The 25945-nt window shown below is 45.9% G+C and carries 24 protein-coding genes; 17 read left to right on the top strand and 7 right to left on the bottom strand.

What is annotated here, in order from left to right:
* Positions 1-38: 38 nt before the first annotated feature.
* Entirely contained in the window at positions 39-341 is a 303-nt protein-coding gene (locus ACKTT1_RS08650) for a hypothetical protein (RefSeq protein ID WP_369018769.1), read from the top strand.
* On the top strand, positions 341-2002 hold the full coding sequence (locus ACKTT1_RS08645) for an ABC1 kinase family protein (protein WP_369018770.1): 1662 nt from the start codon (positions 341-343) through the stop codon (positions 2000-2002). The genes ACKTT1_RS08650 and ACKTT1_RS08645 overlap by 1 nt, the downstream gene beginning before the upstream one ends.
* On the opposite strand, the gene ACKTT1_RS08640 is transcribed toward ACKTT1_RS08645, so the two are convergent.
* The 4 genes from ACKTT1_RS08640 to ACKTT1_RS08625 form a co-directional block, all read right to left on the bottom strand.
* A complete protein-coding gene (locus ACKTT1_RS08640; RefSeq protein ID WP_369018771.1) occupies positions 2003-2317 on the bottom strand; it encodes a YbjQ family protein in 315 nt (104 codons plus the stop codon). It lies immediately after the preceding gene.
* Between the two features lie 69 nt (positions 2318-2386).
* Positions 2387-3133 carry an ATP-binding cassette domain-containing protein gene (locus tag ACKTT1_RS08635; RefSeq protein ID WP_369018772.1) on the bottom strand — a complete coding sequence of 249 codons (747 nt, stop codon included), beginning with the start codon at positions 3131-3133 and terminating at the stop codon, positions 2387-2389.
* Positions 3134-3136: 3 nt separating this feature from the next.
* Positions 3137-4108: an ABC transporter permease gene (locus ACKTT1_RS08630; protein WP_369018773.1), complete on the bottom strand. Its 972-nt coding sequence runs from the start codon at positions 4106-4108 to the stop codon at positions 3137-3139.
* Positions 4109-4192: 84 nt separating this feature from the next.
* Complete coding sequence (locus ACKTT1_RS08625) at positions 4193-5155, bottom strand: sugar ABC transporter substrate-binding protein (protein WP_369018774.1); 963 nt, start codon at positions 5153-5155, stop codon at positions 4193-4195.
* 193 nt (positions 5156-5348) lie between these two features.
* Here ACKTT1_RS08625 and ACKTT1_RS08620 point away from each other — a divergent pair, with 193 nt between their 5' ends.
* Complete coding sequence (locus tag ACKTT1_RS08620; protein WP_412709279.1) at positions 5349-6206, top strand: alpha/beta hydrolase; 858 nt, start codon at positions 5349-5351, stop codon at positions 6204-6206.
* A 250-nt stretch (positions 6207-6456) separates the two neighbouring features.
* Here ACKTT1_RS08620 and ACKTT1_RS08615 read toward each other — a convergent pair whose 3' ends face one another.
* The gene (locus tag ACKTT1_RS08615) at positions 6457-6873 is read right to left on the bottom strand and encodes a secondary thiamine-phosphate synthase enzyme YjbQ (RefSeq protein WP_412709278.1); all 417 of its coding nucleotides are present in this window, start codon (positions 6871-6873) and stop codon (positions 6457-6459) included.
* A gap of 182 nt (positions 6874-7055) precedes the next feature.
* Between ACKTT1_RS08615 and ACKTT1_RS08610 the strand changes: the two genes are divergently transcribed.
* A complete protein-coding gene (locus ACKTT1_RS08610) occupies positions 7056-7226 on the top strand; it encodes a hypothetical protein (RefSeq protein WP_369018777.1) in 171 nt (56 codons plus the stop codon).
* A 69-nt stretch (positions 7227-7295) separates the two neighbouring features.
* Here ACKTT1_RS08610 and ACKTT1_RS08605 read toward each other — a convergent pair whose 3' ends face one another.
* Positions 7296-7958, bottom strand: coding sequence for a diphthine--ammonia ligase (locus tag ACKTT1_RS08605; protein WP_369018778.1), 663 nt, complete (start codon positions 7956-7958; stop codon positions 7296-7298).
* Between the two features lie 86 nt (positions 7959-8044).
* Here ACKTT1_RS08605 and ACKTT1_RS08600 point away from each other — a divergent pair, with 86 nt between their 5' ends.
* Positions 8045-8692: a flavodoxin family protein gene (locus ACKTT1_RS08600; RefSeq protein WP_369018779.1), complete on the top strand. Its 648-nt coding sequence runs from the start codon at positions 8045-8047 to the stop codon at positions 8690-8692.
* On the opposite strand, the gene mgtE is transcribed toward ACKTT1_RS08600, so the two are convergent.
* Positions 8606-9970 carry a magnesium transporter gene (gene mgtE / locus ACKTT1_RS08595; protein WP_412709277.1) on the bottom strand — a complete coding sequence of 455 codons (1365 nt, stop codon included), beginning with the start codon at positions 9968-9970 and terminating at the stop codon, positions 8606-8608. The genes ACKTT1_RS08600 and mgtE overlap by 87 nt on opposite strands.
* Positions 9971-10062: 92 nt before the next feature.
* On the opposite strand from mgtE, the gene aroF reads away from it, so the two are divergent.
* The 12 genes from aroF to ACKTT1_RS08535 all read left to right on the top strand — a co-directional run bounded on the left by aroF (position 10063) and on the right by ACKTT1_RS08535 (position 25930).
* A complete protein-coding gene (gene aroF / locus ACKTT1_RS08590; RefSeq protein ID WP_412709276.1) occupies positions 10063-11958 on the top strand; it encodes a 3-deoxy-7-phosphoheptulonate synthase in 1896 nt (631 codons plus the stop codon).
* A 119-nt stretch (positions 11959-12077) separates the two neighbouring features.
* Positions 12078-14864 carry an efflux RND transporter permease subunit gene (locus tag ACKTT1_RS08585; RefSeq protein ID WP_412709275.1) on the top strand — a complete coding sequence of 929 codons (2787 nt, stop codon included), beginning with the start codon at positions 12078-12080 and terminating at the stop codon, positions 14862-14864.
* A 17-nt stretch (positions 14865-14881) separates the two neighbouring features.
* Positions 14882-15649: an outer membrane lipoprotein-sorting protein gene (locus tag ACKTT1_RS08580; RefSeq protein WP_412709274.1), complete on the top strand. Its 768-nt coding sequence runs from the start codon at positions 14882-14884 to the stop codon at positions 15647-15649.
* A gap of 11 nt (positions 15650-15660) precedes the next feature.
* Positions 15661-16953: a DUF1302 family protein gene (locus tag ACKTT1_RS08575; RefSeq protein ID WP_412709273.1), complete on the top strand. Its 1293-nt coding sequence runs from the start codon at positions 15661-15663 to the stop codon at positions 16951-16953.
* A gap of 9 nt (positions 16954-16962) precedes the next feature.
* Positions 16963-17535, top strand: a complete 573-nt coding sequence (locus ACKTT1_RS08570; protein ID WP_412709272.1) for a TetR/AcrR family transcriptional regulator — start codon at positions 16963-16965, stop codon at positions 17533-17535.
* Positions 17536-17550: 15 nt separating this feature from the next.
* Positions 17551-18591, top strand: coding sequence for a threonine aldolase family protein (locus ACKTT1_RS08565; protein WP_412709271.1), 1041 nt, complete (start codon positions 17551-17553; stop codon positions 18589-18591).
* A gap of 60 nt (positions 18592-18651) precedes the next feature.
* Positions 18652-19977: a replication-associated recombination protein A gene (locus ACKTT1_RS08560; protein ID WP_412709270.1), complete on the top strand. Its 1326-nt coding sequence runs from the start codon at positions 18652-18654 to the stop codon at positions 19975-19977.
* Positions 19978-20071: 94 nt separating this feature from the next.
* On the top strand, positions 20072-20764 hold the full coding sequence (deoC, locus tag ACKTT1_RS08555) for a deoxyribose-phosphate aldolase (protein ID WP_412709269.1): 693 nt from the start codon (positions 20072-20074) through the stop codon (positions 20762-20764).
* A gap of 16 nt (positions 20765-20780) precedes the next feature.
* Positions 20781-22901 carry an FAD-dependent oxidoreductase gene (locus ACKTT1_RS08550; RefSeq protein ID WP_412709268.1) on the top strand — a complete coding sequence of 707 codons (2121 nt, stop codon included), beginning with the start codon at positions 20781-20783 and terminating at the stop codon, positions 22899-22901.
* A gap of 109 nt (positions 22902-23010) precedes the next feature.
* Positions 23011-23793: a GntR family transcriptional regulator gene (locus tag ACKTT1_RS08545; protein WP_412709267.1), complete on the top strand. Its 783-nt coding sequence runs from the start codon at positions 23011-23013 to the stop codon at positions 23791-23793.
* Positions 23790-24773, top strand: a complete 984-nt coding sequence (locus ACKTT1_RS08540; protein WP_412709266.1) for an ROK family protein — start codon at positions 23790-23792, stop codon at positions 24771-24773. Before ACKTT1_RS08545 ends, ACKTT1_RS08540 begins: the two co-directional genes overlap by 4 nt.
* On the top strand, positions 24770-25930 hold the full coding sequence (locus tag ACKTT1_RS08535) for a Gfo/Idh/MocA family protein (protein ID WP_412709265.1): 1161 nt from the start codon (positions 24770-24772) through the stop codon (positions 25928-25930). The genes ACKTT1_RS08540 and ACKTT1_RS08535 overlap by 4 nt, the downstream gene beginning before the upstream one ends.
* Positions 25931-25945 lie beyond the last annotated feature (15 nt).

Genomic DNA, 25945 nt, shown 5'->3' with positions numbered 1-25945 from the left:
AGCAACCTCGTCTTTCTCGCTTGCGTGTGGTTCATTTCTTGTTTAAAGGGGAAGATTTCAGTAGTAGCAGGGAAAGTGGATTTGATGTTTTGCCCGAATTTTCTCTGTTACCTACTGAAGAGGGGTTAAAGGGTGTTTTAAGATTGCACATGAATTTCAGGGAAAGGCGAGAAAACCATTTTCCCTATGAAATTACTCTTATTGCAGAAGCTGTTTTTGCTGGCCAGGGTATGAGCTCTGAAGAATTTGCCAGCTATTGCCGCACTCAGGGCACTGCCAGGGTGCTTCCTTCTCTGCGTAAACTGGTAATGGATTTTTTGAGCAAGGTGGATATTAACTGATGTTTTTACCGGGCTATCCCTATTTTAAAAACTTTAAGCGTTTTAGAGAAATTGTGAGGGTTTTTTCCAAATACGGTTTTTCCTATCTTTTTAGCAGGATTCGTTTCCTGGAACGCATTGGAGTACGTTTTCTAAAAAAAGAAATTGTTGAGAATCCTCCCTGGGTTAACTTGAGATTGGCCTTTGAAGAGCTGGGCACCACCTTTATTAAGGCTGGCCAGATACTTAGCTCCCGGGTAGATCTTCTTCCTCCGGAATACTGTCAGGAACTTAAAAAACTTCAGGATGAGGCACCTGCTGTTTCTTTCGAAGAGGTTCGTAGGGTCGTGGAAGAGGAGCTGGGTACTTCCCTTGAGAATGTTTTTTGGGAATTTGACCCCCGTCCTCTGGCATCTGCCTCCATAGCTCAAGTGCATAGGGCGGTATTAAAGAAAAGCGGGGAGAAAGTAGCTGTGAAGGTCCAGAAGCCTGGGGTCAGGGAAATGGTGGTGGCAGACCTTGAGATTTTGAGTTACCTGGCTCGTTTTGGGGAACGCCTGCATGGTATGGCGGATTCCATCACCTTTTCTGAGTTAGTTGCTGAGTTCCGCAAAGGATTGTTGAGAGAAATTGATTTCACTTTCGAGGCCGTTAATGCTCGTAAGATGCGAGATAACTTTCTGGATTTTGAAGGTGTTTACATCCCCCGTGTTTTTTCTGAACTTACCACTTCCCGGGTGATGGTTATGGAACTTATTGAAGGAGTGCCACTTTCTAAGATGCTGAAAGAAGGGGCTCTGGACACCGAAACTGCTAAGATGCTTGCTGAAATAGGAGCCAGAGCTATTTTTAAGATGATTTTCGAGGATGGTTTTTTTCATGGTGACCCACATCCGGGAAACCTGATGTTTCGAGGAGAAACCCGGGAACTGGTTTATCTGGATTTTGGGATGGTCGGTGCCATAGATAGAGAAACTCGCAGAAATATAGTATTGCTGCTCCAGGCGGCGCTTGAAAAGAATGCTGCACGCATGATTCACTTGCTTGAAGAAGAATTTATGGAAGGTCCGATTGATTCTTCCCTCTCTTTGCGCTTTGAGTTAAATGAGATTCTGGAGCATTATGTTGCTTCGAACCTGCGAGAAATAAATCTTAAATTTCTTTTCTTTGATTTTTTTCATCTGCTTCGCAAATACCAACTTCGCTTTCCAACCAGTCTGGTTTCTTTATTGAGGGCGCTTGTGGTGGCTGAGGGGACGGGAAGGGAATTAGATCCTGAGTTTTCCCTAGCTCCTTATCTTTCGGAATATCTTAGAAAGCTTTTGGTCCGTTGGTTCAGTCCAGAACGCATCAAACAGGATTTGCTTGATTATTTGCTGGAATGGGAGGGTTTGCTCAGGAATTTCCCAGAAAACACACGGGAAATTTTTTCGCAACTTTCTTCAGGGAAGTTTACCCTACGCCTTAAAAGCAAGGAAATTGAAGAGATCAATCGCCGCTTGGAAGCAGTAAGTACACGTCTTTCTTTAAGTATTGTCCTTGGTTCTCTCTTGATAGGTTCTTCGTTAGTTTATATTAATTTTCCTGGCATACGTTTTTTAAGTGTCTTGGGTATTCTTGGTTATGCGGTAGCTGCCTTTTTGGGCATTTTTTTGATCTTTGAAATGTTACGCCATCACTAACTATTCCAATTTCACTGCTGTGCCGTAAGCGATGATTTCTGCAGCACCGCTCATGACCATGCTGGTTGAAAAGCGCACTCCCAAGACGGCATCAGCACCTAAAGCATGAGCCTCTTCAAGCATTCTTTCTATGGCTAACTGCCTGGCCTTATTCATCATTTCGGTATATTCTTTGATTTCACCGCCCACCAAGGTACGCAAGGCTGCCATAATATCTTTACCCAACCATCTGGCTCGGATGGTACTTCCCTGTACAATACCCAGTACTTCCCTTATTTTCTTATTGGGCACTTCGGAAAGGGTTGAGACAATCATTTTTGAAACGTCTCCTTTCTTGACTTTCCGTTCAGAAAGATGAATTTTGCAATATATTTGTTTGTAAGATTAGGGAAGAACGATTAGTTTGGTGATTTCTTCGATAGAAGTTTCTTCTTTTTTAAAGTCACCAACTTTTTCACCGTGGCTCAATACCACGATTCGGTCAGCTACTGGGTAAACGTGATAGAGGTTATGCGATATAAAAATGCTCGATATTCCCTGATTTTTTAGCTCTTTTATGAATTCCAGAACCCTTTGTGATTCTTTTACCGATAGATTATTGGTAGGTTCATCCAGTATAACCAGTTTGGACTTGAAGTACATGGCTCTCGCAATTGCGACACCTTGTCGTTGGCCTCCCGAGAGTTCTTCAACCAGGGCATGGGGTGAGCGCAATCGGAGGTCTACACCCTCTAAAGCTCGCATGGACTCTCGTTCCATAAAAGGAATGTCCAGTAACCTTACCGTGCCCAGTTTATATTTTATCGGTTCTCTCCCCATAAATATGTTTCTCATTACGCTCATTTTAGGCACCATTGCTGCTTCCTGATAAATGGTTTCTATGCCCAGGGCGCGGGCCTCACGAGGAGAAGTAAAATGGCATTCTTTGCCCTCAAAGAAAATTTTGCCTTCGTCTGGAGGGAAAAAACCGGAAAGGATTTTAATCAGAGTTGATTTACCAGCACCATTATCTCCAAGCAGACCGACTATTTCCCTGTAACCAACGTGGAAGTCTACTCCTTTTAAAGCACAGACTCCACCAAACCACTTATGGATGTTTATCATTTCTACCAGGTGGTTATTGCTTTGCATTTGCTAACACCTCATCTTTTTTGCTCGCTCACGCACAAAGGTATTTAGTATAACTGCCAGTATTGTGGCCAGCCCTATGAAGACCCGGAACCAGTAACTTGGAGCTCGGGCCATTATCAAGCCGTTGTCAATTATTCGAATTAAGAAAGAGCCAATGACGGTTCCGATAACTGTACCTACACCACCGCTTAGTGCTGTTCCTCCGATGACGGTGGCTGCAATTGCTTCCATTTCCAGACCATTGCCCATTGAAGGTAGTGTGGTTTCTAAGCGAAACGATTGAACTATGCCAGCAAATCCAGCCAGAAAAGAGCAAAGCATAAAGTTTGATAACTTGACCCATTCGGTATTGATACCCATGGCTCTGGCAGCGGTTCGGTTGCCACCTGTGGCAAACATCCAATTTCCAAAATCACTCCTTTCAAGCACGATCCAGAGTAATACGACTACCAACAGATACCAGAAGATTGAGGCTCTGAAAATACTCATTTTCCCAACCAGAAAGGCTGTGGAAAGCTGGCTTGGAAAAGGAGGGGGCCATCCTCCACTGATAAGCAAAACCGCCCCCCGCCAGATGAGCATTGCACCGAGAGTAGTTATGAAGGAAGGGATTCCAAAGGTTAGGGTTACTAAACCGTTGATTGCGCCAAGAGCAACAGCAACCAGCAAGGCTCCCGCGAAAGCCAGGGCAGGAGGTAATCCCCAATTAATAAATAAAACCAACATGATTGGGCAGAAAGCAAAAACTGAGCCTACTGATAGGTCGAATTCTCCAGAAATCATCAGCATGGTTACTCCGAGTGCCACAATGCCAAGCTCGGGAATGATCTCCAGGATTACACTTATGTTTTCGCGGCTTAAAAAGAGAGGTGCAAGGCTAAAAAAGACCAGAATAACTGCCGCCAACATAATCAGGCTGCTTATTTCTCTGAGAAGCAGGATGCGCTTTAGAGAGGTTAAAAAACCACTGCCCATTTTGCAGACGCTCCTTTTCTATGGCTTCTATTTTTATATGAAAAGCTCCCCAGAGAAGCGATCGCTTCTCTGGGGAGCTTGTTTTTAGCGCACTCTTTGTTTGGATAGTTCGATGACCTTGTCCACGTTGGATGCGTCAACTACTGCATTGCCAGTGTTTACGTCCCAGGCGCTCAGGGCAAACTCCTTCATGAGGTAGAGTTGAACTATGGGTAGGTAGCCCTGTAGGTAGGGTTGCTGGTCGATGGTTAGCTTGATATATCCTGACTTAATTTCTTCGAGTACTTCGGGTACCAGGTCAAAACCACCAATCAACAGCTCGCCAGGCTTATAACCCAAATTGCGGGCAGCCTTGGCGGCAGGAGCGTGGTTGTACTCTACGCATATTACCCCTTTGGTTTCAGGATGAGACTGCAGATAAGCTTGAATTCTGGATTGAGCAACATCCATCTGCATGGTGGTGTCAAGACGCTCATAAGTATAACCAACTTCGTCAAAGTACTGCGTAATGCCTTTGGCTCTTTGCTCGGCCCATACCAGACCAGGACCACCTATACTGATAAGGAAGTGAAATTTTTGGTCTTTGGGCAAGTCTTCGGTTAATTTTTGCGCCAGGAAATATCCTGCTTGTACCAGGTCCTGACCAATGTAAGATAGTCTTGCGTTTCCTTTGGCTCCTTCGGGGTCATCAGTATTAGAACAGATTACTGGTATGCCCATATCTATTGCCTGTTGGATTACTTCATCAAACATGGTTGGATGAGGAATGGTGGTGATAATGCCGTCAGGCTTTTCAGCCAGTGCAGCTTTAAACTGGCTGAGCTGAGTAGCCAAATCTCCTTCAGTTTTGGGTCTTACAAATACAAAATCTACGTTAAGGAGCTTGGCAGCATCACTTGCTCCTCTGTACACAGCCGCCCAGAAAGGATTCTCTTCTCCGGCGTGTGAAATGAAAGTAAAACGATATTTTGCTGCATAGGAAACACCACTTATCAGCAAAGTTGTTACCACAACAACCATTACCAGAAAAAACAAGGATTTTCTCATGTTCTCTCCTCCTTTTGTTCGTTAAATGAAACCTTAGAAAAGGATTTGGTTGAGGAAGCTATAGCTCAGTTTTCACCTCCTTTCCTTTCTAAGAGAAGCCTGATGCTGAAACACCCTGCCTGTATATGTTATTATAACTTTACTTTTTCGTTTGTATACATAAGATGCAGTATGAAATTTAGTTTTTTGAATTTTGTCGAAATTAAAAAACGTTTTGTACATGATTTGTGGCTTTATGCCGAGGTTTGGGGGTTGCCAGAATTTGGTTACGCTCTTGCGAGAAACCAAAAATTACAAACTTTACCGCTTACAAGCCGTTGAGGTTCCTGCTTTGCTTTTGGAGCCCAGCGCCCCACCTCCTTATCCGGCTATTTTGTTCCTTCATTATTATCGGGGAAGCAAGGATAATCTCCGTGTGCTTGCGAATGAGATTGGCAAAGCAGGGTTCCTGGCTCTGGCAATCGATATGGAGTATCATGGCGAAAGAAGACAGGAAGGAAAAGATGTTTTTTCTCCTGACATCCGTGATGATCGACTGGCTTTTGAGAGAACCGTACAGGATGGGCTGCGAGCTCTTTACTTTTTGGAAAACCATCCTTACGTGAAGAAGGACCAACTTTTTCTCTGGGGAGTCAGCCTGGGTAGTATAATAGGCACTTTAATAGCTGGTAGGCATCAGCAGCTCAGGGGGGTTTTCCTGGTGGTTGGTGGAGGGAACCTTTCCAGACTACTCAAAGAAAGTATGCTGGATTCTCTGGTTGAGCTTCGCTACCATCTCTTGAAGCGGGGGATAGCTGTTCCTGAAGCGCTTAAAGGCTGGGAAGCTCTGGATCCCCTTTATCACGTTGGTTCTTTAGACTGGAGTACACCTCTTTTTATGTACAATGGAACGAAGGATGACATCGTGCCACCTCTTTGTACGCTGGAACTTTTTGAGACTGTTTCTTCTTTTAAAAAAATTCGCTGGTTTCCAACCGGTCACGGTCTACTTTTTGAGCGTAGCTTTGGTGTGCCTCAATTAGTGCTTGAAGAAATGAAGTCGTTGCTTTAGCAGGAGTAGGACTTGAAAAAAGCCCATAAAAACACCTATGGGAGGGTTGCCCTGTGGGGCAGGCAACCCTCCCATAGGTGCAAGGAGGGGATTTTCGCTATTCGAATTTTTCAACTGAGCATTAAGCATTATATTTATGATTTTAAAATTGTCAAGAGCAGTTGCAAAAAATTTTTGAAAATTTTTTAGAAACTCTTCCGCGGCTTTTGTCAGGCGCTTTTGCGGGAAAAAACCATGTGCGTTCGCAGTTTCACTCCCCGATGATTTTCACCAGCACCCTTTTTCTGCGCCTGCCATCAAATTCTCCGTAGAAAACCTGTTCCCAGGGACCGAGGTCTAATTTGCCATCAGTCACTGCTATAACCACCTCTCGGCCCATTATGGTTCTTTTGAGGTGTGCGTCTGCGTTATCTTCGCCTACATTGTGTTTGTACTGGTGATAGGGCTTTTCCGGAGCTAATTTTTCGAGCCAACGTTCAAAATCTTCATGTAGGCCTTCTTCGTCGTCATTTATAAAGACGCTGGCTGTAATGTGCATAGCGTTGCACAGTAAAAGCCCATCCTGAATGCCACTTTCGCGTACACACTCTTCAAGTAAGGGAGTAATGTTTATAAACTCCCTGCGTTTCTGAGTACAAAACCACAATTCTTTCCGATAGTTCCTCACGGCTTAGTCTCCGTTTTTTTGCTAAAAGTATACCAGAAGCGATTGGGTCTTGAATAAAAGACCCTCACCCTTAGGGGATTTTGGGCTAAAAATTATTGCAAAAGTGAAGTGGATGAGTTGACGGGAGCAATGGACTGGTCTTAAATTATGTTGAATATTATAACGAAAGGAGGGGTTTTTGAATGGTCAGGGTTTTACTTATGGTCTACAGCTGGCTGCTTTTGATAATGGGAATTATGGGTGTTATTCCCGGCATTAACCTGGGTACGGAACCTGCCTGGCATGCCCTTTTGAAAATCATTTTGGGGATACTGGGCATCTGGGCAAGTATGGGCAAAAAGCAGGCAACTTGAGAAGGTTCGTGCTTGCAGGCGTATTGACCACTGAAACGGGTTAACCCGTTTCAGTGGTCACCAGATACTTTATACTGGAGTCGCCAGTTTCACTTCCAGAAAATGGTAATGTTCTTCCTGTTTGATTTCTCCAAATTCAAACTCCAGGGGTTCTCGATAGAGAGGACCATCGATTACTAAAGTATGAAATTCCCCGCTTTCAGCGCAAGGATCAACGCCTCTTTTATTGAGTTCTTCTATAAGTGCCAGAGTGTACGGTTTTCCCAGAAAATCGGGGGTCAGAAAACGGTCGTTCACTACTATTATGTGGGCTTTAAAGCCCTCTTTGACTATCATTCTGGCGATTTCCTGGTGATCCTTCTTCCAGAGTGGAAGAAAAGGCTCTATGCCTTCGCTGTAACAGACTCTTTCCACCCATTCCCGGTGTTCTTCGAGGTCTATATCACCGAACACACCGTGGGTTATTCCCTTCTGGCGCAGTTCTCTTAACACCTGGCGATAGTTCTCTTCATAGTTTTCCCAGGAGGTCCCCCTTTGGATCAATTGCAAATTCATCTTTTCCGCCTGTTTTTGAATTACCGAAGCGGGGAGATGATGGGAGCGGGAAACTTCACCGTTTTGGTGGGTCATGTTCAGGAGATATTCCACCTTGAAGCCAGCTTTCTGGGCCAGAAAGATACTCAGATGACAATCTTTTCCACCGCTGAAGGAAGCAAATGCTCGTCCTGGCAAATTAATTCCTCCTTTGCTGTAGTGGCCAAGATTTTGTGAATAAGACTGGAATTTCCTGGTTAAATTTTACGGGGAGATGATGTGTTTTGCAAATTATAGCCATACTGGGTAGTCCTCGACGAGATGGGAATAGCGAAGTGCTGCTTCAAAGGTTTCTGCGCTTTGCTCCAGAGAAGTCGCAACTGAAACTGATAGTTCCTTCAGAGCTTGATATTCGGTTTTGTAGAGGATGTCGTTTTTGTGAAAGTCTTGGTTACTGTGTGCTGAAAGATGGCATGCGAAAAGTAGTTGAATGGCTTGTTCGAGCTCAGATAGTGGTGGTTAGCACGCCTGTTTTTTTCTATGGAATTCCTGCTTCTTTCAAAGCGCTGGTTGATAGGAGCCAGGTTTTGTGGGTACGCAGGTATCTTCTTGGAGAACAGTTTTCGCCCAAAAAGGGTTTTTTAATGGGCGTTGGTGCAACCCGCGGTGAGCGGCTTTTCGACGGAGTAAGGCTTACTACTAAGTACTTTTTTGATGCTTTTGGTTGCACTCTGGACGGCGAACTTTTCTTTAGGGGTTTCGATAAAAAAGGGAGCATTGCTTCTTGCGAGCGTTGTCTGAAAGAAGTGGATGATGCGGCTCAAAGCTTTTTTGGTGCATTCAAGTCAGAAATGCAGGAAAGCTTGGGCAATCTTAAAGTAGATGAAAACTCCAATAACGTCAACCAGCGTGGTAATAACCGGGGTAGCTGATATTGCAGGGTCCATTTTGAGTTTCTTAAAAAGTACAGGGAGAAAAATGCCCACCAGATTGGACACAAAAACGATGCTAAACACAGCCGTACCCACTATGATACCTATGAGCAGGCTCTCTTTAAGAAAAATAACCCGCAATATAGCGATAAAGCTGAGCAGAATGCCCAGTATCCCACCTATCAAAATTTCAGAGAAAACTATTTTCCATATATTGCGTTTTTCGATTTCACCAACTGCTATGCCTCGCACCATGACTGTGGTTGATTGGCTACCCACGTTGCCTCCAGTGTCGATGAGCATGGGTACAAAGAAGGAAAGGGCAACGATGGCTTGAATGATTTCCGAAAAACCCTGCATTACAAAGCTGGTCATGGTGCCTCCAACGAGCAGCACGGCAAGCCATATAAAGCGATTTTTGACCTTGTTCCACAGGGGGGCATGCAAATACTCATCTTCAGTAGTCCTGATTGCTGCCAGGCGGTGAATATCTTCGGTGGCCTCTTCTTCTATGATGTCGATGGCGTCGTCAACGGTTATCACACCCACCAGGCGCTTTTCCGAATCCACTACCGGCACTGCTAAAAGGTCATATTTTTGAATAATCTGAGCAGCTTTTTCCTGATCATCATGAGTAAAAACGTAAACTATGTCCTTTTTCATAATGTCTCTGATCACCGTTTCCGGCTTTGCGAGTACCAGCTCTCTCAAAGTAACCCTTCCCAGAAGATGGCGCTCGGCATCGATTACATAAGCAGTGTAGGCCAGTTCTTCAGGAGGTGATAACTGGCGTATTCTTTGCAGCGACTGCTCCACCGTGTAGTATTCTTTAAGGTCCACCATATGGGGGTTCATGATACGGCCAGCGCTGTTTTCAGGGTAACCCAGCATGGTAGCCACGATATTGCGCTGTTCCGGATTCAGAAGACCCAGGAACTTTTTAACTATTTTGGCTGGTAGCTCATCGAAGAGTTCCATGCGGTCGTCTGGGGACATTTGGTTGAGGATTTCAGCTACCCGTTCGTCGGTAAAGCTCTGAAGAAGGTTTTCCTGCTGTTCAAAGTCCAGTTGTTCAAAAACTTCTATGGCCAGGTCTTTGCGCAGTAACCTGAATACAACGACCTGCTTCTGGCTATCCAGGAAAGACATCAGTTCAGCAATATCGGCGGGATGGAGAGTATTGATGCTATTTTTTAGTTCGTTCAGAGCATTTCTCTCGAGCAACTCTTCTATATACTCTTTGGTTATTCTGGTTTCCTGTGTAAGCTGGTTTTCCATGTTTGCCTCCCTGGGGAACTCGGAGTATAGTATAACATAAAGTTTTTGTCGTAAAATAGTCTTCTAAAGAAGAATATAGGGAGGATGGAACTTTGGTCGTTATTTTTGACGGTGTTCTTGATGAAGCTCGGAAGCAAGCAGTGCTTCGTGAGCTTGGAAAACAGGGAATGCTGGTTCACTGGGTGGATAGCCCGCAAGGCAGTATTATGGTTTCAGAGCGGGAAGTTAGCGCTCAGGTTCTGGAAGCTTTCGGAAAGATTGCCAGAGTAATCAAGCCCAGCACTCCTTTTCAACTTGCCCATCGGTCTTTCAATCCTGATGGTACGGTGATTACCATTGGCGATGTGGAAATCGGACAGGAGACCCTTACTATTATTGCTGGCCCGTGTGCTGTGGAGTCTGAGGAACAGCTCTTCAGGATTGCCGAAGCAGTGAAATCTATGGGAGCTCATATTCTGAGAGGTGGTGCTTTCAAACCCCGGACCTCTCCCTACAGTTTTCAGGGTCTGGGAGAACAGGGGTTGGAAATCCTTGCCAAAGCCCGGGAGAAATTTTCCATTCCTGTGGTTACCGAAGCAACCAGTCCTGAAAATGCCGTACTGGTTGCCCAGTATGCTGATATCATCCAGATTGGCGCTCGCAATATGCAGAATTTTGAACTCCTGAAAAAGGTAGCCATCCTGGGTAAACCCGTGTTGCTGAAGCGTGGGCTTTCAGCAACAATTGAAGACTGGCTCCTGGCTGCGGAATACATTCTAAGTTTGGGTAATTTCCAGGTCATTCTTTGTGAACGGGGTATTCGGACTATTGAGCGCTTTACCCGCAATACACTCGATTTGAACGCCATACCGGTGGTGAAAGACTTAAGTCATCTGCCGGTGTTTGTTGATCCCAGTCATGGCACTGGGTTGAGAGAAAAAGTTATTCCCATGGCCCTGGCGGGTGTTTCCTGTGGTGCTGATGGTGTTATGGTGGAGGTTCACCATGCTCCCGAACAAGCACTTTCTGATGGTCCTCAGAGCTTGTATCCGGAGCAGTTCAGAAGGCTGGTCAACAACCTTCAGGTCATCAGCGTGATAGTTGGCAAAGAGCTAAGTAAAGAGAAGGGTCCTACTGGTGCTTCACCTGCTTTTGTTTCTGAATCTTTTTCTCAGTTTAGAGTGGCCTTTTTAGGAGAAAAAGGTTCTTTCAGCTCTCAGGTGGCGCAAAAAGCTTTTCCCAGAGATTCCCAGTTTATTTCCTGTTACACCTTTCGAGAGGTGTTCGAAAAAGTAGCCAGCGGTGAAGCAACCCACGGGGTGGTCCCGATTGAAAACACCATTACTGGTAGCATTCATGCTAACTATGATTTATTGCTGGATTTTCCCGAGATTTTCGTGGTTGGAGAGCGGTTTATTAAAGTGTCTCAACATCTTGGTGTATATCCAGGTACTGGGGTAGGAGATATCCAGTTTCTCTTTGCTCATCCTCAGGCCTTTTCACAGTGTTCCAGATTTCTCGAATCCCTGAAAGGAGTAAAAATTATTGACGTTGGCAATACCGAAGAGGCGGCTCGAAAAGCTTCCGAGTTTGGCAAAGGTAGTGCATGCATATCGAGTGAAGAGGCGATTCGTAAGCATGGCCTGGAGCTCCTTGAGGAAGACGTTGAGGATACACCCTGCAATTTTACTCGTTTTCTCATCCTTTCGAGGTATTTTGAGCCCCGCAAGGAACATGATAAGGTTTCCTGTGTTTTTCGAATTCCCAATCGTTCAGGGGCGCTGTTTGAGGTGCTGGAGGTATTTTACGCCCGCTCGATAAACCTGATTAAGCTGGAATCCCGGCCCATACCAGGTGAACCCTGGGAGTATCTTTTTTACGTAGATTGGGAAGGAAACTTGATTGATACAAAGTTTGGAGAAGCCCTGGAAGAGCTCAAAAAGAAAACCACATTTCTTCGTATCTTGGGTAGCTATAACAATCGCTGGAAACTACTAAAGAAAAACTAAAAAGTGAGTCGTGGTTTTTTGATGAGCAATCTCTTGACAGCGAATAAAGGGACTGTATAATGAGATTCAGTTTCTACCGAACGGTCAGTCGATAAGTGAGCGCTGGAGGAGGAGAAAACATGCAGAAACTGGCTCAGTGGGTTGTAAAATATGCCTGGCCTATTTTCATTGCCACTTTGGTGGTTACTTTCGTGTTTGGTTATTTGCTTCGGGATCTTCGTTTTGAGGATGACGTGACCAAGTACCTCCCTGAGAGTGACCCCGAAGTTTCCTTCTATGATTCTCTTAAGGACAAATTCTCAGGCTTTCAGACCAAGTCTCTGATTGTAGGCATTGAATTTGACGACCTGTTCACTGTGGAACATCTCCAGGGTCTTAACAAACTGGTAGAGGAGATAGAGAAGCTTCCTTTTGTGAGAAACGTTTCTGCTTTGACCAACATGCCCAAAATCGTCAGCACCGAGTTTGGGGTTGAAGTCAAAGAGGTTGTCGAGGTGTTGCCTGAGAGTGAAGCAGAAGCTAAAAAGCTCAGAGAAGAACTTCAAGGGGACGAACTCATCTGGGGTAAGATGGTTACCGAAGATGGCAAAGCCACTCTGGTGGTGATTTCTTTCTATGACGATGTCGATGAATATAAAGCTATTGAGGAAGTGGAAGCACTCTGTGAGAAGTATAATCCTGGTGGCAAGATAACCACTTTTGGTGTCCCGGTCATCACTCGCCTTATGGCCAGAGATTCTCGGCGTACCATGGGTACTTTAACTCCTTTTGCTGCTCTGGTTTTGATGGTAGTGCTCTACTGGGGTTTTCGGGCGCTGCGAGGAGTATTACTACCAATATTTATTTCGCTTCTTTCCTCGGTATGGGTTCTGGGTTCTGCCGTAGTTATGGGTAAATCCTTGACGGTGATTGCTTCTGCTATGCCAGTTTTGCTACTCTCCCTGGTTACTGCATACGGCATTCATTTTATAAACCGTTATTACGAAGAAAGAGCCAGCCTAAATGGCCCGGAGGCTTTAGCAGCAACCTTCCGGGATATTTTTGTTCCCATTCTGATGAGCGCTTTGACCACCATAGGTGGTTTTCTTTCCCTGCTCACTGCTGAAATAAAGCCCATTTCCGACTTTGGTCTGTATTCAGCGCTGGGTATTTTCTTTGGCATGATTTTGGCAACTTTTTCCTTAGGAGCTTTTTATGCCATTTTTGTGCCCCGCAAGGTTCCGAATCACTTCAAAGTGCTTCACCAGCAAAGAGAAAAAGGAGACCTGATCAGCCGTTTCCTGAAATTCGTTGCCAGGTCAGTGGTACACCATAAAAAAGCTACGATTTTCTTCATTATTGCAGTAATGGCATTTTTCACTCTGGGAATTCCTCGCATCAATGTGGAAACCTCGGTGGAAGTACAGATGGGTAAAAACCATCCCATCACCTTGCTGCTCAACTACTTTAAAGAACGTTTTGGGAGCACCGATTATAACTATCTCTACGTGCGCTCTCAGAATGTCAAGGAACCCTTTGTGCTTCGAGAAATGATACGCATTGGAAAATATGCTGCTCGGTTCAAAAACTTTGAAGATGCTTCCTCTCTGGCTACCTTTCTTGTGGATTTAAATAAAGCCATGGAGGGATGGAAGGCAATTCCCGCAGAACGTGAGAAGATTGATAACCTGTGGTTTTTCGCTCAGGATAATAGCTACCTTAAGGGTAGAATAAGTGAAAATGGAGATGAAACCCTGGTAGAATTCAGTGCTGAAGAGACTTCCTCTGCGGAACTGAGAAAAGAAGTGGCAGCACTGAAAGAATTTCTTGAGAATCGCCCTCACAGGGTAAAGATGGTTTCGGTGCAAGAGCCTGGCGCACTTGATATTTTGGTAAACACTATGGTGGAGGACCTACAGATTTTCGGGCTTGAAATCCCTGACCCGAGTTCACTTAAAAGAGAAATAAAAGCCATTGCTGAAAAACCGATTGAGGAATTTATTGGTCAGGGAGCAAATTTTGCTTCGCTGGTCGCTCACGATGCTACCCTGGAGATTGAGGACTTAGGCTTAAGCGTAGAGAAAGTGGCGTCGGTTCTTGAGCGTTATTACCAAGATGAGAATCCCGTTCTTTCCATTTCTGAATTGCTTGAAAAGGAGCTGGATTTGAGCGAGGATGACGCATTATACCTTGAGGAAGTGCTCAAGAATTCCGAGTTACGTATTGCCCAGCGGTTGAAGGTGGAAACAGTAAGGAAGGTAGTGGAAAACACAGTTGGTAGAAGACTGGATGAGGATTTCGACTTCGTCTTTTACCAGGTACTCGATGAATGGGTTTACCTGCCCGCTTCAGATGGGTCAGTGAGTGTTGAGTATCGGGTGACAGGTACGCCGATTATAAGCAACTATGTAAACAGCAAGCTCTTTAATCAACAGGCTCGCAGTATGTTTCTGGCTTTTGTCATCGTTTTTGGGCTTTTGCTGTTGCAGCTACGCTCCTTGCGCAAGGCTTCAATAGCTATTGTTCCTATATTGTTGACCGTTTATACTTCTTTTGGAATCATGGGACTTTTGAGAATTCCGCTCAACGTGGCCACTTTAATGGTAGCCAGCATAGCCATTGGAGCGGGTATTGACTATACTATTCACTTTGTTTCGCGCTGGTATCGTGAGGTGAGCTTACAGAACCCCAGAGCGCTTGTGACCACTATGGTGAGCTCGGGTAGAGGGATTGTTTTGAATTCACTGGCAATTGCTGCTGGTAGTTACGTTTTGGTTACGGGCAAAATAAGCATGCTTCGCATGTTTGGAAGTTTAATTGGTACGGTACTTCTGGTAAGTGTTCTCTATGCTTTGGTGCTTTTGCCTTTGCTTTTACATGCAGAAAGTTATTTGGGCAATAATTCTAATAGAAGTGCTCAAAAATAGTCAGGAGGTGGCAGTAAATGAAAAAATACTGGTTTTTAAGTGGAATTTTTGTGTTAGTTTGCTTGGTGTTTGGTGGGGTCCTTTGGGCACTTACGGCTGATGAAATACTGGATGAAGTGGAAGCGCGCCGCACTGATTTCACTACCCAACGTAGTGAAGCCAAAATGATTCTGGTAGATGAAAAAGGTAAAGAAGAAGTGCGAGAAGTGGTTATGTATTCCAAAGATGAAGGCGATGACACCATATCGCTTATAGTGAGGTTTTTGAGCCCTGCCGATGTTGAAGGGGTTACTCTTTTGAGCATTAAAGGTGGAGAGAAGATATACCTTTACATGCCTGCTTATCGCAAGGTACGCAGAATCGCTGGTTCCAGCAAAAAGGAAAAATTCATGGGTACTGATTTCAGTTATGACGACCTTTCCCAGAACTATGGAAGAGAAGACTATGAAGCTACCCTTTTGGGTGAGGATGAGGAGAATTACTACCTGGAGCTCAAACCCCTTGAGGAGGATAGTGATTACTCCAAGCTGGTCATGACTGTAGACAAAGAGAAGTTTTATTTCAAAAAAATAGAGTTTTACGATTTAGAGGGTAACCTGTGGAAGACACTCGAAGTCCTGGAAATCGAAGAAAGCGAAGAAGGGAAAATAACTATTTTGAAAATGGCTTTTAAAGACTTGAAGGAAAACCATGAGACTCGCATGGAAACCGTCAAGCACGAAGAAAATATATCCTTACCCGACAATTTCTTCAGCGTGCGCACCATACAGAGGCCCGAGCTTTGAGGTGGTTGACGATGGAGAAAAGGTTGTGTTTTCTACTGGTAGTAGCTTTACTGGCCCTTTACGCTCTTCCGGTTCGCGCTTCTGAATTGAGTGGAGAGGCAGAGATGTTTTCCAGCTACGATTTTTCCACGGGAGACCTTGATTACGGAACGCGAGTGGACCTTGACTATACTACTTCTTTGGGTGATAGCAATTATTTCTTTCAGGTTGGGTTACTTCTGAAGTATCAGGACGAAAACAATTTTAGACCTCTTCGGGTTAAGGAAGCGTATTTTCAAGGGATTCAAGCTCCCTGGGAAGAAGTGGATTTCAAACTGGGCTTTTTGCAGTTGACCTGGGGTGCGAGTGACGTTATGAGTCCTGTGGATTCAATCAATCCTCGTCCTTTCTCGGCTTCGCTGAGTGAAGAAGCACTTGAAGATAAGATTCCCATTCCAGCACTGGACGCAGAGTGGTATTTTAGTGACTTCTGGTCGTTGGAATTTCTATATCAGGTAGATTTCGTTTCCAATTTTGTTCCTGCTTCAGTGGAGGAACAGCTTTTCGCTGGAAGGCTCCTGTCACAGTTTTCGGGTCTTAATCCCGAAGCACTCACGCTTTCCATCGAGAAAGAACACCCAGAAGTAGGCTTTGCATCGCCTATTTGGGCCATTCGCGCTCGAGGTATGGTAAGTGGTATCGATGTAGCTTTTAGCTTCTATCACGGCTATTTTCTCTCTGCGTATCCCCGCTCTACTGACATTGTTATTAGTGCTGATTCCTCATCCACAGTTCAGTCTGTCTGGGGTTTTCCAGAGCGTTCCATACTGGGCCTTGAGTTTCAAGGTGAACTCTCTGCTCTGGAGGGTTCCACTTTTAGGGGCGACCTGGCCTTGGTTTTTCCAGAAAAGTGGGAACATCGGGTTACGGTGTATTATCCAGATGGAAGTTTGGAAACGTTCACTGATACCACTTTTACTTCTCCTTATTTGAAGGCAAGCTTAGGAGTGGATTATACTACAGAAAACGACTGGTATTTCAGCATAAATTATCTACTTGGCAACCCCTTTGAAGAAGGTAAAGATGTTTCGTCATACCTTTACTTTCATACTGACTACACCACAGAGGATGGCAAGTGGAAACCCATGTTAACTTCGGTTTTGAGTCTCCAAGATGGAAGCATGGTCAACATGCTTGGGGCTACTTATAAGCCCCGGGACGGCTGGGAAGTTAGTTTTAATTTTTCGTTCTCAAGTGGTGCTCCAAATAGTAAGCTTGGTTCTTTGAGTGACGGAGTTTTTCTGAGTGTGGATTACAGTTTCTGAGGGTAAGGAATGAACAGGAAACAGCAGATTATTGAGGCAGCAAAGAAAGTTTTTGCCCAAAAAAGTTTTTTCGAAGCTACTGTCGAAGACATTGCTCGCGAGTCGGGAGTGAAGAAAGCTACGCTCTATTACTATTTTGAAAGCAAGCTGGATATCTTTATAGCGCTCATTGAGGAAACACTGAGTAGCATATCCGAGCGCATGATGAAACTCGATTTTTCCGAACCCAGGGGAAAAGTGGTGGCTGACATAATCGACTGTTACTTTACGCTCTTTGAGGAAAAAAGAGACCTCCTGGTGATTATTCAACGGGCGGGTCACGATTTTCTTCACCATCCAGAGGCTAAATCCAAGTTAAGCGCGCTGAAGGAACGTTTTGAGGAATACCTTCGTGAGGTAGGTTGGAAGCTGCACCCTGTGGTTACCAGGCACGGAAAAGAGTTTTCCGGTGCAGATTTTTTTAAAGCCATCACTTTTTCCCTTATTGGTTTTTTTAGTTTCAGTGTTCACACCGATATGGAAGAGAGTGATGTTTTTCGAGAGCTTTTTAGAGAGGTTTTTGCGGCCTCTTTAAGTGAATAAAGGAGGAGAAAGACAGTGCTGGTAGATTTGAGGCGGGATACCATAACTCTTCCCACCGAGAAGATGCGGGAGCGAGCTTTTGCAGCCCCTCTTGGAGATTCAGTTTATGGTGAAGACCCCCTGCAAAACCAGCTTGAGGAATATGCTGCCCATCTTCTGGGCAAAGAGGCTTCCATATTTGTGCCCAGTGGAACCATGGGTAATCTGGTTGCTCTTCTTACGCATACCCAGAGAGGTGAGGAAGTTATACTCGAAGAAAACGCCCACATCAGGACATCTGAGACTGGTGGCATTGCCTGCGTAGCTGGTCTTATGGTGCGAACGCTGAAAGGGGAAGATGGTCTCCCCGAACCTCAGGCGATAGAAAATGCTATTCGGCCTGATAACATCCACTATCCCCGAACCTCTCTTATCTGTATGGAGAGTTCTCATTACCGTTATGGAGGGATTGTACCACCTCTTGAGAAAATGAGAGCCGTAAAAGCTCTTGCTGAACGGTACAATCTTTCGGTGCATCTTGACGGGGCACGACTTTTTAACTCGGCTCTATATCTGGGTGTTGAAGTACGTGAACTTGCTGCCTGTGCGGACTCGGTTATGATATCCCTTTCCAAAGGACTTGCTGCACCAATTGGTTCTGTTCTTGCTGGCTCCCGGGAGTTTATCGCAAGAGCGAAGCGCTTCCGCAAAATGCTCGGTGGTGGTATGCGCCAAACTGGGTGGTTGTGTGCTTGTGGTCTTGAAGCGCTTTCTCCAGAAAACATCGCTCACCTTGCAGAGGATCATCGCAATGCAAAAGCACTGGCTATGGGCATTTCTCAAATTCCAGGGATAAAAGTTGACCTTGCTAAGGTGCATACCAACTTTGTGGTTGCCGAGCTGGAGGGAGATGTATCTTCGGAGACCTTTCTTGCAAAGTTAAAAGATAAGGGTGTTCTTGCCACCAGAGTTGACACAAAAAGAGTGAGATTTGTTACCTCACGCCAAGTAGACGAAAATGGGATTCGTTATGCCATTTGTGCCGTGGAAGAGGTGATGAAAGAGATCACTGATTAGGTTTTATTTTTTGCAGGGAAGGGGTATAATAAAACAAAAGTTTGAAGAGAGTTTTTGGTGATGACCAGGAATTCTAAGGAGCCGGAGCTTTTCGCTCCTCCAGAGAAAGTTCGGCAGCCTCTTGCTGCTCGAATGCGGCCCAGAACACTTGATGAACTGGTTGGACAAGCGCATCTTACCGGTCCCGAAGGAGCTTTGCGCCGAATAGTGGAGACTGGTTATTTGCCTTCTTTAATCTTTTGGGGGCCTCCTGGCAGTGGCAAAACGTCGGCAGCTTTCATTCTGGCTGATCTCTTGCATTATGCATTTCTTGCCATAAGTGCGGTATCTTCCGGGATTAAAGAAATCAAGGAAGCCATAAAGGAAGCAGAGAACAATTTTTCTCTTTATGGCAAAAAAACCATTTTTTTCATTGATGAAATTCACCGTTTTCATAAAGGTCAACAGAGCGTCCTTTTGCCCTATGTGGAGGAGGGAGTAGTAACCTTAATTGGTTCAACTACCGAAAACCCATCTTTTGAAGTAATTGCCCCCCTTCTTTCCCGGGTTCAAGTGCTGGTCTTCAATAAAATATCTTCTGAAGAACTGCTTGCCCTGCTTCAAAGGGCTCTGTCAGATCCGCGGGGACTTGATGGTAAGGCTTTAGAAGTAACCAATGAAGCCTTACAATTCATTTGTGAACTTTCCGATGGTGATGCTCGACGAGCGTTGAATTTTTTGGAATTTGCTTATTTAACTGCCCGGAAAGAGAAGAGAAAACTGGACCTTGCTTTTGCGAAGAAGCTTTTTGGGCGCCATACTTTCCTTTACGATAAATCTGGTGAAGCCCATTACGACCTGCTTTCTGCATACCACAAGAGTTTAAGGGGGAGTGACCCCGATGCGGCACTCTACTGGATGTGCCGCATGCTTGAAGCTGGAGAAGCACCCAGCGCTATTGCGCGCCGATTGATAGCCTGTGCCTCAGAGGATGTTGGCAACGCAGACCCTTATGCTTTGCTTTTGGCAACCGCTGCTTGGGAAGCGTATAATTTCCTGGGAGAGCCAGAGGGAAGATTAGCGCTGGCGCAGGCAACCATTTATGTGGCCTGTGCTCCCAAGAGCAATGCCTCTTACCGTGCACTCCAGGAGGCTACTGCTGACGTGCGCCGCAAAGGGTCTTTACCCGTGCCTTTGCACCTTCGCAATCCAGTTACTTCGCTAATGAAGGACCTGGATTATGGCAAGGGCTACCTCTATGCTCATGATTTCCCCAATGGGTTTGTAAAACAGGATTACCTTCCTCCAGAGCTTAAGGGTAAAGTTTATTATCGACCTACCGACCGGGGATACGAGAAAAAACTGCAGCAAAACCTCAAAAACTTCTGGGGCAAAGAGAAAAGCTGATTTTCTGGCGCTTTGCTTCTATTGACTTACTCTTCAAAGTATGATATGAAAACATATTGTTATAACAATTCATCGAAAGAGAGGAGGCTTTATTATGGAGTACACCTGTGAAGAGATTGCTAAGATGATAGACCACTCTCTGCTTCGCCCAGAGCTCACTGACCAGGATATTGTTGAGGGTTGTGAAATTGCCAAAAAATATAATGTTGCTTCCGTTTGCTGTCGGCCCTCTGATGTAGCACTTGCCAAAAAGCTTCTTGCAGGAAGCGAGGTTAAGGTGGGAGCAGTGGTGGGGTTTCCTCATGGTTCGCACAAAACGGAGACCAAAGTTTTTGAAGCAGAGCAAGCGATAAAGGACGGAGCCGAAGAGCTGGACATGGTTATTCACATTGGTAAGCTGAGAAGCAGAGATTTTGACTATGTTCGGGAAGACATTAAGGCAGTTTGCGATGTTGCTCACCGCCATGGGGTTATTGTAAAGGTCATACTCGAAAACTGCTATCTTGATGATGAATTGAAAAGGATAGGTTGCAAACTTGCTGAAGAGGCTGGTGCCGATTTTGTAAAGACTTCGACTGGCTTCGCTCCAGGTGGTGCAACCATTGAAGACCTCAAGCTAATGCGGGAAAGCGTTTCTCCGAGAGTTCAGGTTAAGGCTGCAGGTGGTGTGCGCACGCTTGACGCTGCTTTGAAAGTTAGGGAGGTGGGAGCTACTCGCTTTGGTGCCACGAAGACGGCTGAGATAATGGAAGAATGCTATCGAAGAAAAAAACAAGGTTGCTGTTGAAGGGAGGTAGTTTCTTTTGGCCAATCAAAATTTCCCCCATCTTTTTTCTCCAATTGAAATAGGTAATTTTGTGGTTCCCAACCGCATTGTGCATGTTCCCACCGATATAAGCTCTGCCAATGCGGATGGTTCGGTGAATGAGCGAGTTATAACCTACCACGAAGAAATTGCTAAGGGTGGTACCGGCTTTATAATCGTGGGTGCGACAACCCCTGATAAAGCTACGGGCCGGCCTACGGTGACCTGCCTGGCTGCAGATGAAGACCCTATGATACCCGGACTTGCCCGTCTGGCTGAAGCGATGCATCGTCACGGTGCAAAGTGTGCAGTACAGATTCAACACCCTGGCCGTCAAGCTGCTTGGCCCCGCAAAGACCTCTTTTCAGCTACCGACATGGTAGTTTCTCTTCCTGGGTCTGCAGGTCATGAAATAGTTTACGCAGAGGACCTTGGAAAATCTGGTAAATCCATTCGTGCCATGACCATTGAGGAAATTTACGATTTAATCGAAAAATTCGCTGAAGCAGCTTGGCGAATTCAGCAAGCTGGGTTTGATGCCGTCGAGCTTCATGGAGCACATGGCTACCTTATTGCCCAGTTTATGAGTCCTTATGTCAACCGTCGTAATGACCGTTTTGGCGGGAGCTTTATCAATCGCATGCGCTTCGTGCTGGAAATAATTGATCGCATCAAGCTTAAGTGTGGCAAGAAATTCCCCATCGGCATTCGTTATTCTGGCGAAGAGTGGATTGAAGGCGGTAGGACCCTTGATGAGAGCATTAAGATTGCCAAGCTTATGGAAGAAGCTGGTGTAGCTTTCCTGGACATCAGCGCAGGCATATTTGAAGTTCCGGGTCCGACCATGGATCCCATGTACTATCCCCAGGGTTGGAACACTTACACCGCTGAAGAGATTAAAAAACACGTTAAAATTCCGGTCATTACCAGTCATACCTTGCGTGACCCAGCATATTGTGAGCGTATTCTGGCTGAGGGTAAGACTGATATGGTAGGCCTTTCCAGGCAGCTCATTGCTGACCCTTACTGGGCCAACAAGGCAAAGTACGGAAAGGTGGATGAAATTCGCAAGTGCATTTCCTGTCTGGTTGGCTGCTGGCAGGAATCTTTAATGATTAAACGGGAAATGCGTTGCGCTATTAACCCGGCTATCGGCGATGAGCGGTTCATAAACCTTCCCAGGGCCAAGAAGAGTCTGAAAGTGGCTGTGGTTGGTGGTGGACCGGGTGGAATGGAAACTGCTCGCATTGCTACCTTGCGAGGACACCAGGTGACCATTTTTGAAAAGACAGGAGAACTTGGTGGAGCTATTCTTTACTGCTGCACGGTGGCTGGCAAAAACAAGATGCGCTGGTATGCTGACTGGCAGAGACGGCAGATGAAGAAGCTGGGAGTTGAAGTGCGTTATCGAACGGTTCCTACTGTTGAGGACCTCAAGGCTTTTGATGCAGTTGTTGTGGCCACAGGAAGCAAAGTGCAGAAACCGGATATTCCCGGTATCGACCTTCCGCTGGTTGTGAGCTTCCAGGATATCCTCCGCTGCAAAACCAAAGGTTGCGAGTACTATCCTGGTGATAAGCCAGAGCCGGTGGAAGTTGGAGAAGTGGTACTGGTCTGGGGAGACCATTTTGGTGCAGCTGATGCAGTTGAAAAGCTCGGCGTGGAAGGCAAGAAGGTTTACATAGTTACCGAAGAAAAAGAGTTTGCTTCCTGGATGGAACCCTGCCACCGGGACGTGATGATGAAGAGATTTGCCGGCAGCAATGGTGAAGGGCTTAAGGGACGCACTTTTGCTCACCCGGTGACCATCCTGGCCTCTTCTACGGTGCTTGAAATTCGAGAAGATGGTAGTGTGGTGGTTCAGGATAACGAATTTAACCGCAAGACGATAAAAGTGGATAATGTAGTGCTCGCCAACGTGGTGCCGGATGACAGCCTGTACCGGGAGCTACTTGCAGCAGGTTTGAACGTGACCAAAATTGGCGATGCCAAAACAGTACGCAACCTGCGTGGTGCGGTCACTGATGGAGCAAATATAGCCCTGACCCTTGACGAGGGCATTTTGCTCAATGCTAACCAGGAAATTATTTCTAACCTGCCCACTGAAATCGAGCTTTAATCTGGTGTGATTTTGCAGCTTCCCAAGCGGAAACGTTTGGGAAGCTGCAAAACTGAGGTATAATAAGCTGCAAAAAACACTTCGGGCAGGCTGGTGAAACAGAGGGGTTATGGAAGAAATTTACTCCAATCGAGATGTTCCACTCTATGTTCAGCTTAAAAACATATTGAAAAACCAGATACTTAGTGGCGCACTTAAACCAGGGGACCGTCTTCCTTCTGAAAACGAACTGGGGCAGGTTTACAAAGTGAGCAGGATCACAGTGCGCCAGGCCATCAATGCTTTAGTTCAGGAGGGTTTGGTTTACCGCCAGCAAGGCAGGGGTACCTTTGTTGCCTCGCTCAAGCTCCGAAGAAGGTTGCCCAGGCTCTACAGTTTCAGTGAAGACATGCTGGAGTTGGGATTAAGACCCAGCTCTCGAGTAATAACCCAGAGGGTGGTTGAGGCCGAAGAAGACGTTGCGGAGCTCCTGCGCCTTTCAGGTGAAAACAAAAAGGTAAACGAAATTGTAAGGGTGCGCCTTGCCAATGGAGACCCCATCCTGGTTGAGCATACCTACATTCCCTGTTTTCTCTGTCCGGACCTTGTCCAGGAGGACCTGGGTCAGGGGTCTCTCTATGCCGTTTTGAGGGATAAATACGGCCTGGTTCTGGTGCATGCTTTTGAAACTTATGAAGTGGGTAGTATAAGGAAAAGGGAAGCAGAAATTCTGGGCTGTCGTCGAGGGTTGCCGGCCTTCCTGATAGAGAGGGTTGCTTTTCTGAAAAACGATGTCCCAGTCGAACTTACGCGCTCCGTGGCCCGGGGAGATCGCCTGCGTTTTACTGTACACCTGGTTGCTGATCAGGCACAAATCCGTCGAAGAATAGATTTTGAGGGGGATCGAAAATGAGTGAAAGGGCGTTTCTGGGAGTGGACCTTGGAGGGACCAATACCAAAATTGCCGTAGTCGACAAAGATGGAAAGGTATTGCAACGCTCGACCATACCTACCAGAGCAATGCGCAGGGCTGAAAAAGTTATAGAGGATATCGCTCAAGAAGCGGTACGTCTTAAAGAAAACGTTACCGCTGGGGTGAGTGTGGAGGCTCTGGGTATAGGCATTCCCGGCCTTATTGACTGGAAGGAAGGGGTTGGAATTCTTCTCCCCAACTTTCCCAACAAGTGGAAAGGGGTACCCATTAAAAGGCTCCTGGAAGAGAAAACTTCCTTGCCGGTAGCGGTTATCAATGACGTTAGAGCGATTACGCTTGCTGAGAAGCGCTTTGGCGCAGGGCGAGAAGTTACCAGTATGGTCATGGTGGCTATTGGTACTGGTATCGGTGGTGGTGTGGTTATCAATGGGGAGCTTTACATAGGAAAAGATGGGAGTGCTGGAGAGTTTGGCCATATCACCGTTGAGCCGCAGGGTGTAAGGTGCGGGTGTGGCAACAGGGGTTGCCTTGAAGCCTATGCTTCGGGTCCTGCCATGGTGGCCTCTGCCCTGAGGGCTTTAGTCCAGCAAAATGACACTCTAATTCGGGATATGGTGGAAGGAGACCTCAATAGAGTAACACCCCGGGTTATTGCTGAAGCTGCAGGCAAAGGAGATGAAATAGCAAAAGAAATAATCATGAGGGCAGGTCTTTACATTGGTCAGGCTCTTTCCAATATCTGCGTGGTTGTTAATCCGGAGATGATCGTGATAGGGGGCGGAGTTGCTCAAGCTGGAGACCTGCTTTTTGAAAGCATCTGGCGGGGTTTAAAAGAGCGGCTCTTTATGGCCCCGGTTGATACCATTAAATTTTCTCCTGCTTTGCTGGGAATGGATGCTGGTGTAGTTGGTACAGCGACCTGGGCAAAAGAACAATGGACAAAGGGGGTTATAGGATGAGCAGAACTCTTAAAATGGGAGTTATTGGTACGGGTTTTATAGGACCAGCACATGTTGAGGCCGCAAGACGCACTGCCCTGGCTGAAGTGGTGGCAGTGGCTGATGTAAACGACGAAGTAGCTCAAAAGAAAGCTCAGGAACTGGCCATTCCAAAGTGGTATGGTGACTATCGGGAACTGCTTAAAAACGACGAGGTGGAAGTGGTTCACATTTGTACTCCCAACTTTTTGCACTACGAAATGAGCAAAGAGGCACTACTTGCTGGAAAGCACGTGGTTTGTGAAAAACCGCTGGCTATGAACCGCAGAGAAGCAGAAGAACTGGTGGAGCTTGCCGAAAAGAAGAATCTGGTCAATGCCGTTCACTTTAACATCCGATATTATCCCCTGGCACGTGAAGCCCACTTCATGGTGAAAAACGGAAGAGTGGGCAAAATCTTCGCTATACACGGTTCTTACCTTCAGGACTGGCTTTTCTATGATACTGACTATAACTGGCGCTTGGAACCTGAGTTGAGTGGAGATTCCCGGGCTGTTGCTGATATTGGTTCCCACTGGTTGGACCTTATCGAGTATATAAGCGGAGACCGGGTAGTAGAAGTTTTTGCTGATTTTGCCACCTTCCACAAGATTCGCAAAAAGCCTTTAAAGCCTGTGGAGACCTATGCAGGGAAAATTCTGCGTCCTGAAGACTACCAGGATATTCCCATAAATACCGAAGACTATGCCAGTGTGCTTTTGCACTTCAAAAATGGTGCCCACGGTGTTATGACTGTTAATCAAGTGGCGGCAGGAAGGAAGAATCGCCTGTTCTTTGAAATTCATGGTTCTGAATGTGCTTTAAGCTGGGATTCTGAGCGGCCCAATGAGCTGTGGATTGGAAGGAGAGACAAAGCTAACGAACTACTGATGAAAGACCCTTCGCTGCTTTCTGAAGAGACCCGGGGAATTGTTTCCTTTCCTGGAGGACATAACGAAGGCTTTCCTGATACTTCCAAGCAGATGTTTAAAGAAGTGTATCGCTTCATTTTGGATGCCGAGAACAAGCGGGGAACCGCTCCTTCTTTCCCAACTTTCCAGGATGGGTTGCGTGAGGTGATTTTGTGTGAAGCCATTCTGGAAAGTGCCCGTAGCGGGCGCTGGGTGAAGGTTGAATAATGAAGGAGGAGAGAC

Origin of the sequence: Atrimonas thermophila (assembly GCF_045864955.1) — a bacterium.
Lineage (GTDB): Bacteria > Atribacterota > Atribacteria > Atribacterales > Thermatribacteraceae > Thermatribacter > Thermatribacter velox.
The sequence above is the reverse complement of the archived record's forward strand: the minus strand, read 5'-3'. Positions and strand labels throughout refer to the sequence as shown.

Bases quoted from the DNA above. Each gene is read 5' to 3' on its own strand.
- ACKTT1_RS08645 (WP_369018770.1), top strand. From the start codon at position 341: ATGTTTTTACCGGGCTATCCCTATTTTAAAAACTTTAAGCGTTTTAGA.
- ACKTT1_RS08640 (WP_369018771.1), bottom strand. From the start codon at position 2,317: ATGATTGTCTCAACCCTTTCCGAAGTGCCCAATAAGAAAATAAGGGAA.
- ACKTT1_RS08635 (WP_369018772.1), bottom strand. From the start codon at position 3,133: ATGCAAAGCAATAACCACCTGGTAGAAATGATAAACATCCATAAGTGG.
- ACKTT1_RS08630 (WP_369018773.1), bottom strand. From the start codon at position 4,108: ATGGGCAGTGGTTTTTTAACCTCTCTAAAGCGCATCCTGCTTCTCAGA.
- ACKTT1_RS08625 (WP_369018774.1), bottom strand. From the start codon at position 5,155: ATGAGAAAATCCTTGTTTTTTCTGGTAATGGTTGTTGTGGTAACAACT.
- ACKTT1_RS08610 (WP_369018777.1), top strand. From the start codon at position 7,056: ATGGTCAGGGTTTTACTTATGGTCTACAGCTGGCTGCTTTTGATAATG.
- mgtE (WP_412709277.1), bottom strand. From the start codon at position 9,970: ATGGAAAACCAGCTTACACAGGAAACCAGAATAACCAAAGAGTATATA.
- ACKTT1_RS08585 (WP_412709275.1), top strand. From the start codon at position 12,078: ATGCAGAAACTGGCTCAGTGGGTTGTAAAATATGCCTGGCCTATTTTC.
- ACKTT1_RS08580 (WP_412709274.1), top strand. From the start codon at position 14,882: ATGAAAAAATACTGGTTTTTAAGTGGAATTTTTGTGTTAGTTTGCTTG.
- ACKTT1_RS08575 (WP_412709273.1), top strand. From the start codon at position 15,661: ATGGAGAAAAGGTTGTGTTTTCTACTGGTAGTAGCTTTACTGGCCCTT.
- ACKTT1_RS08570 (WP_412709272.1), top strand. From the start codon at position 16,963: ATGAACAGGAAACAGCAGATTATTGAGGCAGCAAAGAAAGTTTTTGCC.
- ACKTT1_RS08560 (WP_412709270.1), top strand. From the start codon at position 18,652: ATGACCAGGAATTCTAAGGAGCCGGAGCTTTTCGCTCCTCCAGAGAAA.
- deoC (WP_412709269.1), top strand. From the start codon at position 20,072: ATGGAGTACACCTGTGAAGAGATTGCTAAGATGATAGACCACTCTCTG.
- ACKTT1_RS08545 (WP_412709267.1), top strand. From the start codon at position 23,011: ATGGAAGAAATTTACTCCAATCGAGATGTTCCACTCTATGTTCAGCTT.
- ACKTT1_RS08540 (WP_412709266.1), top strand. From the start codon at position 23,790: ATGAGTGAAAGGGCGTTTCTGGGAGTGGACCTTGGAGGGACCAATACC.
- ACKTT1_RS08535 (WP_412709265.1), top strand. From the start codon at position 24,770: ATGAGCAGAACTCTTAAAATGGGAGTTATTGGTACGGGTTTTATAGGA.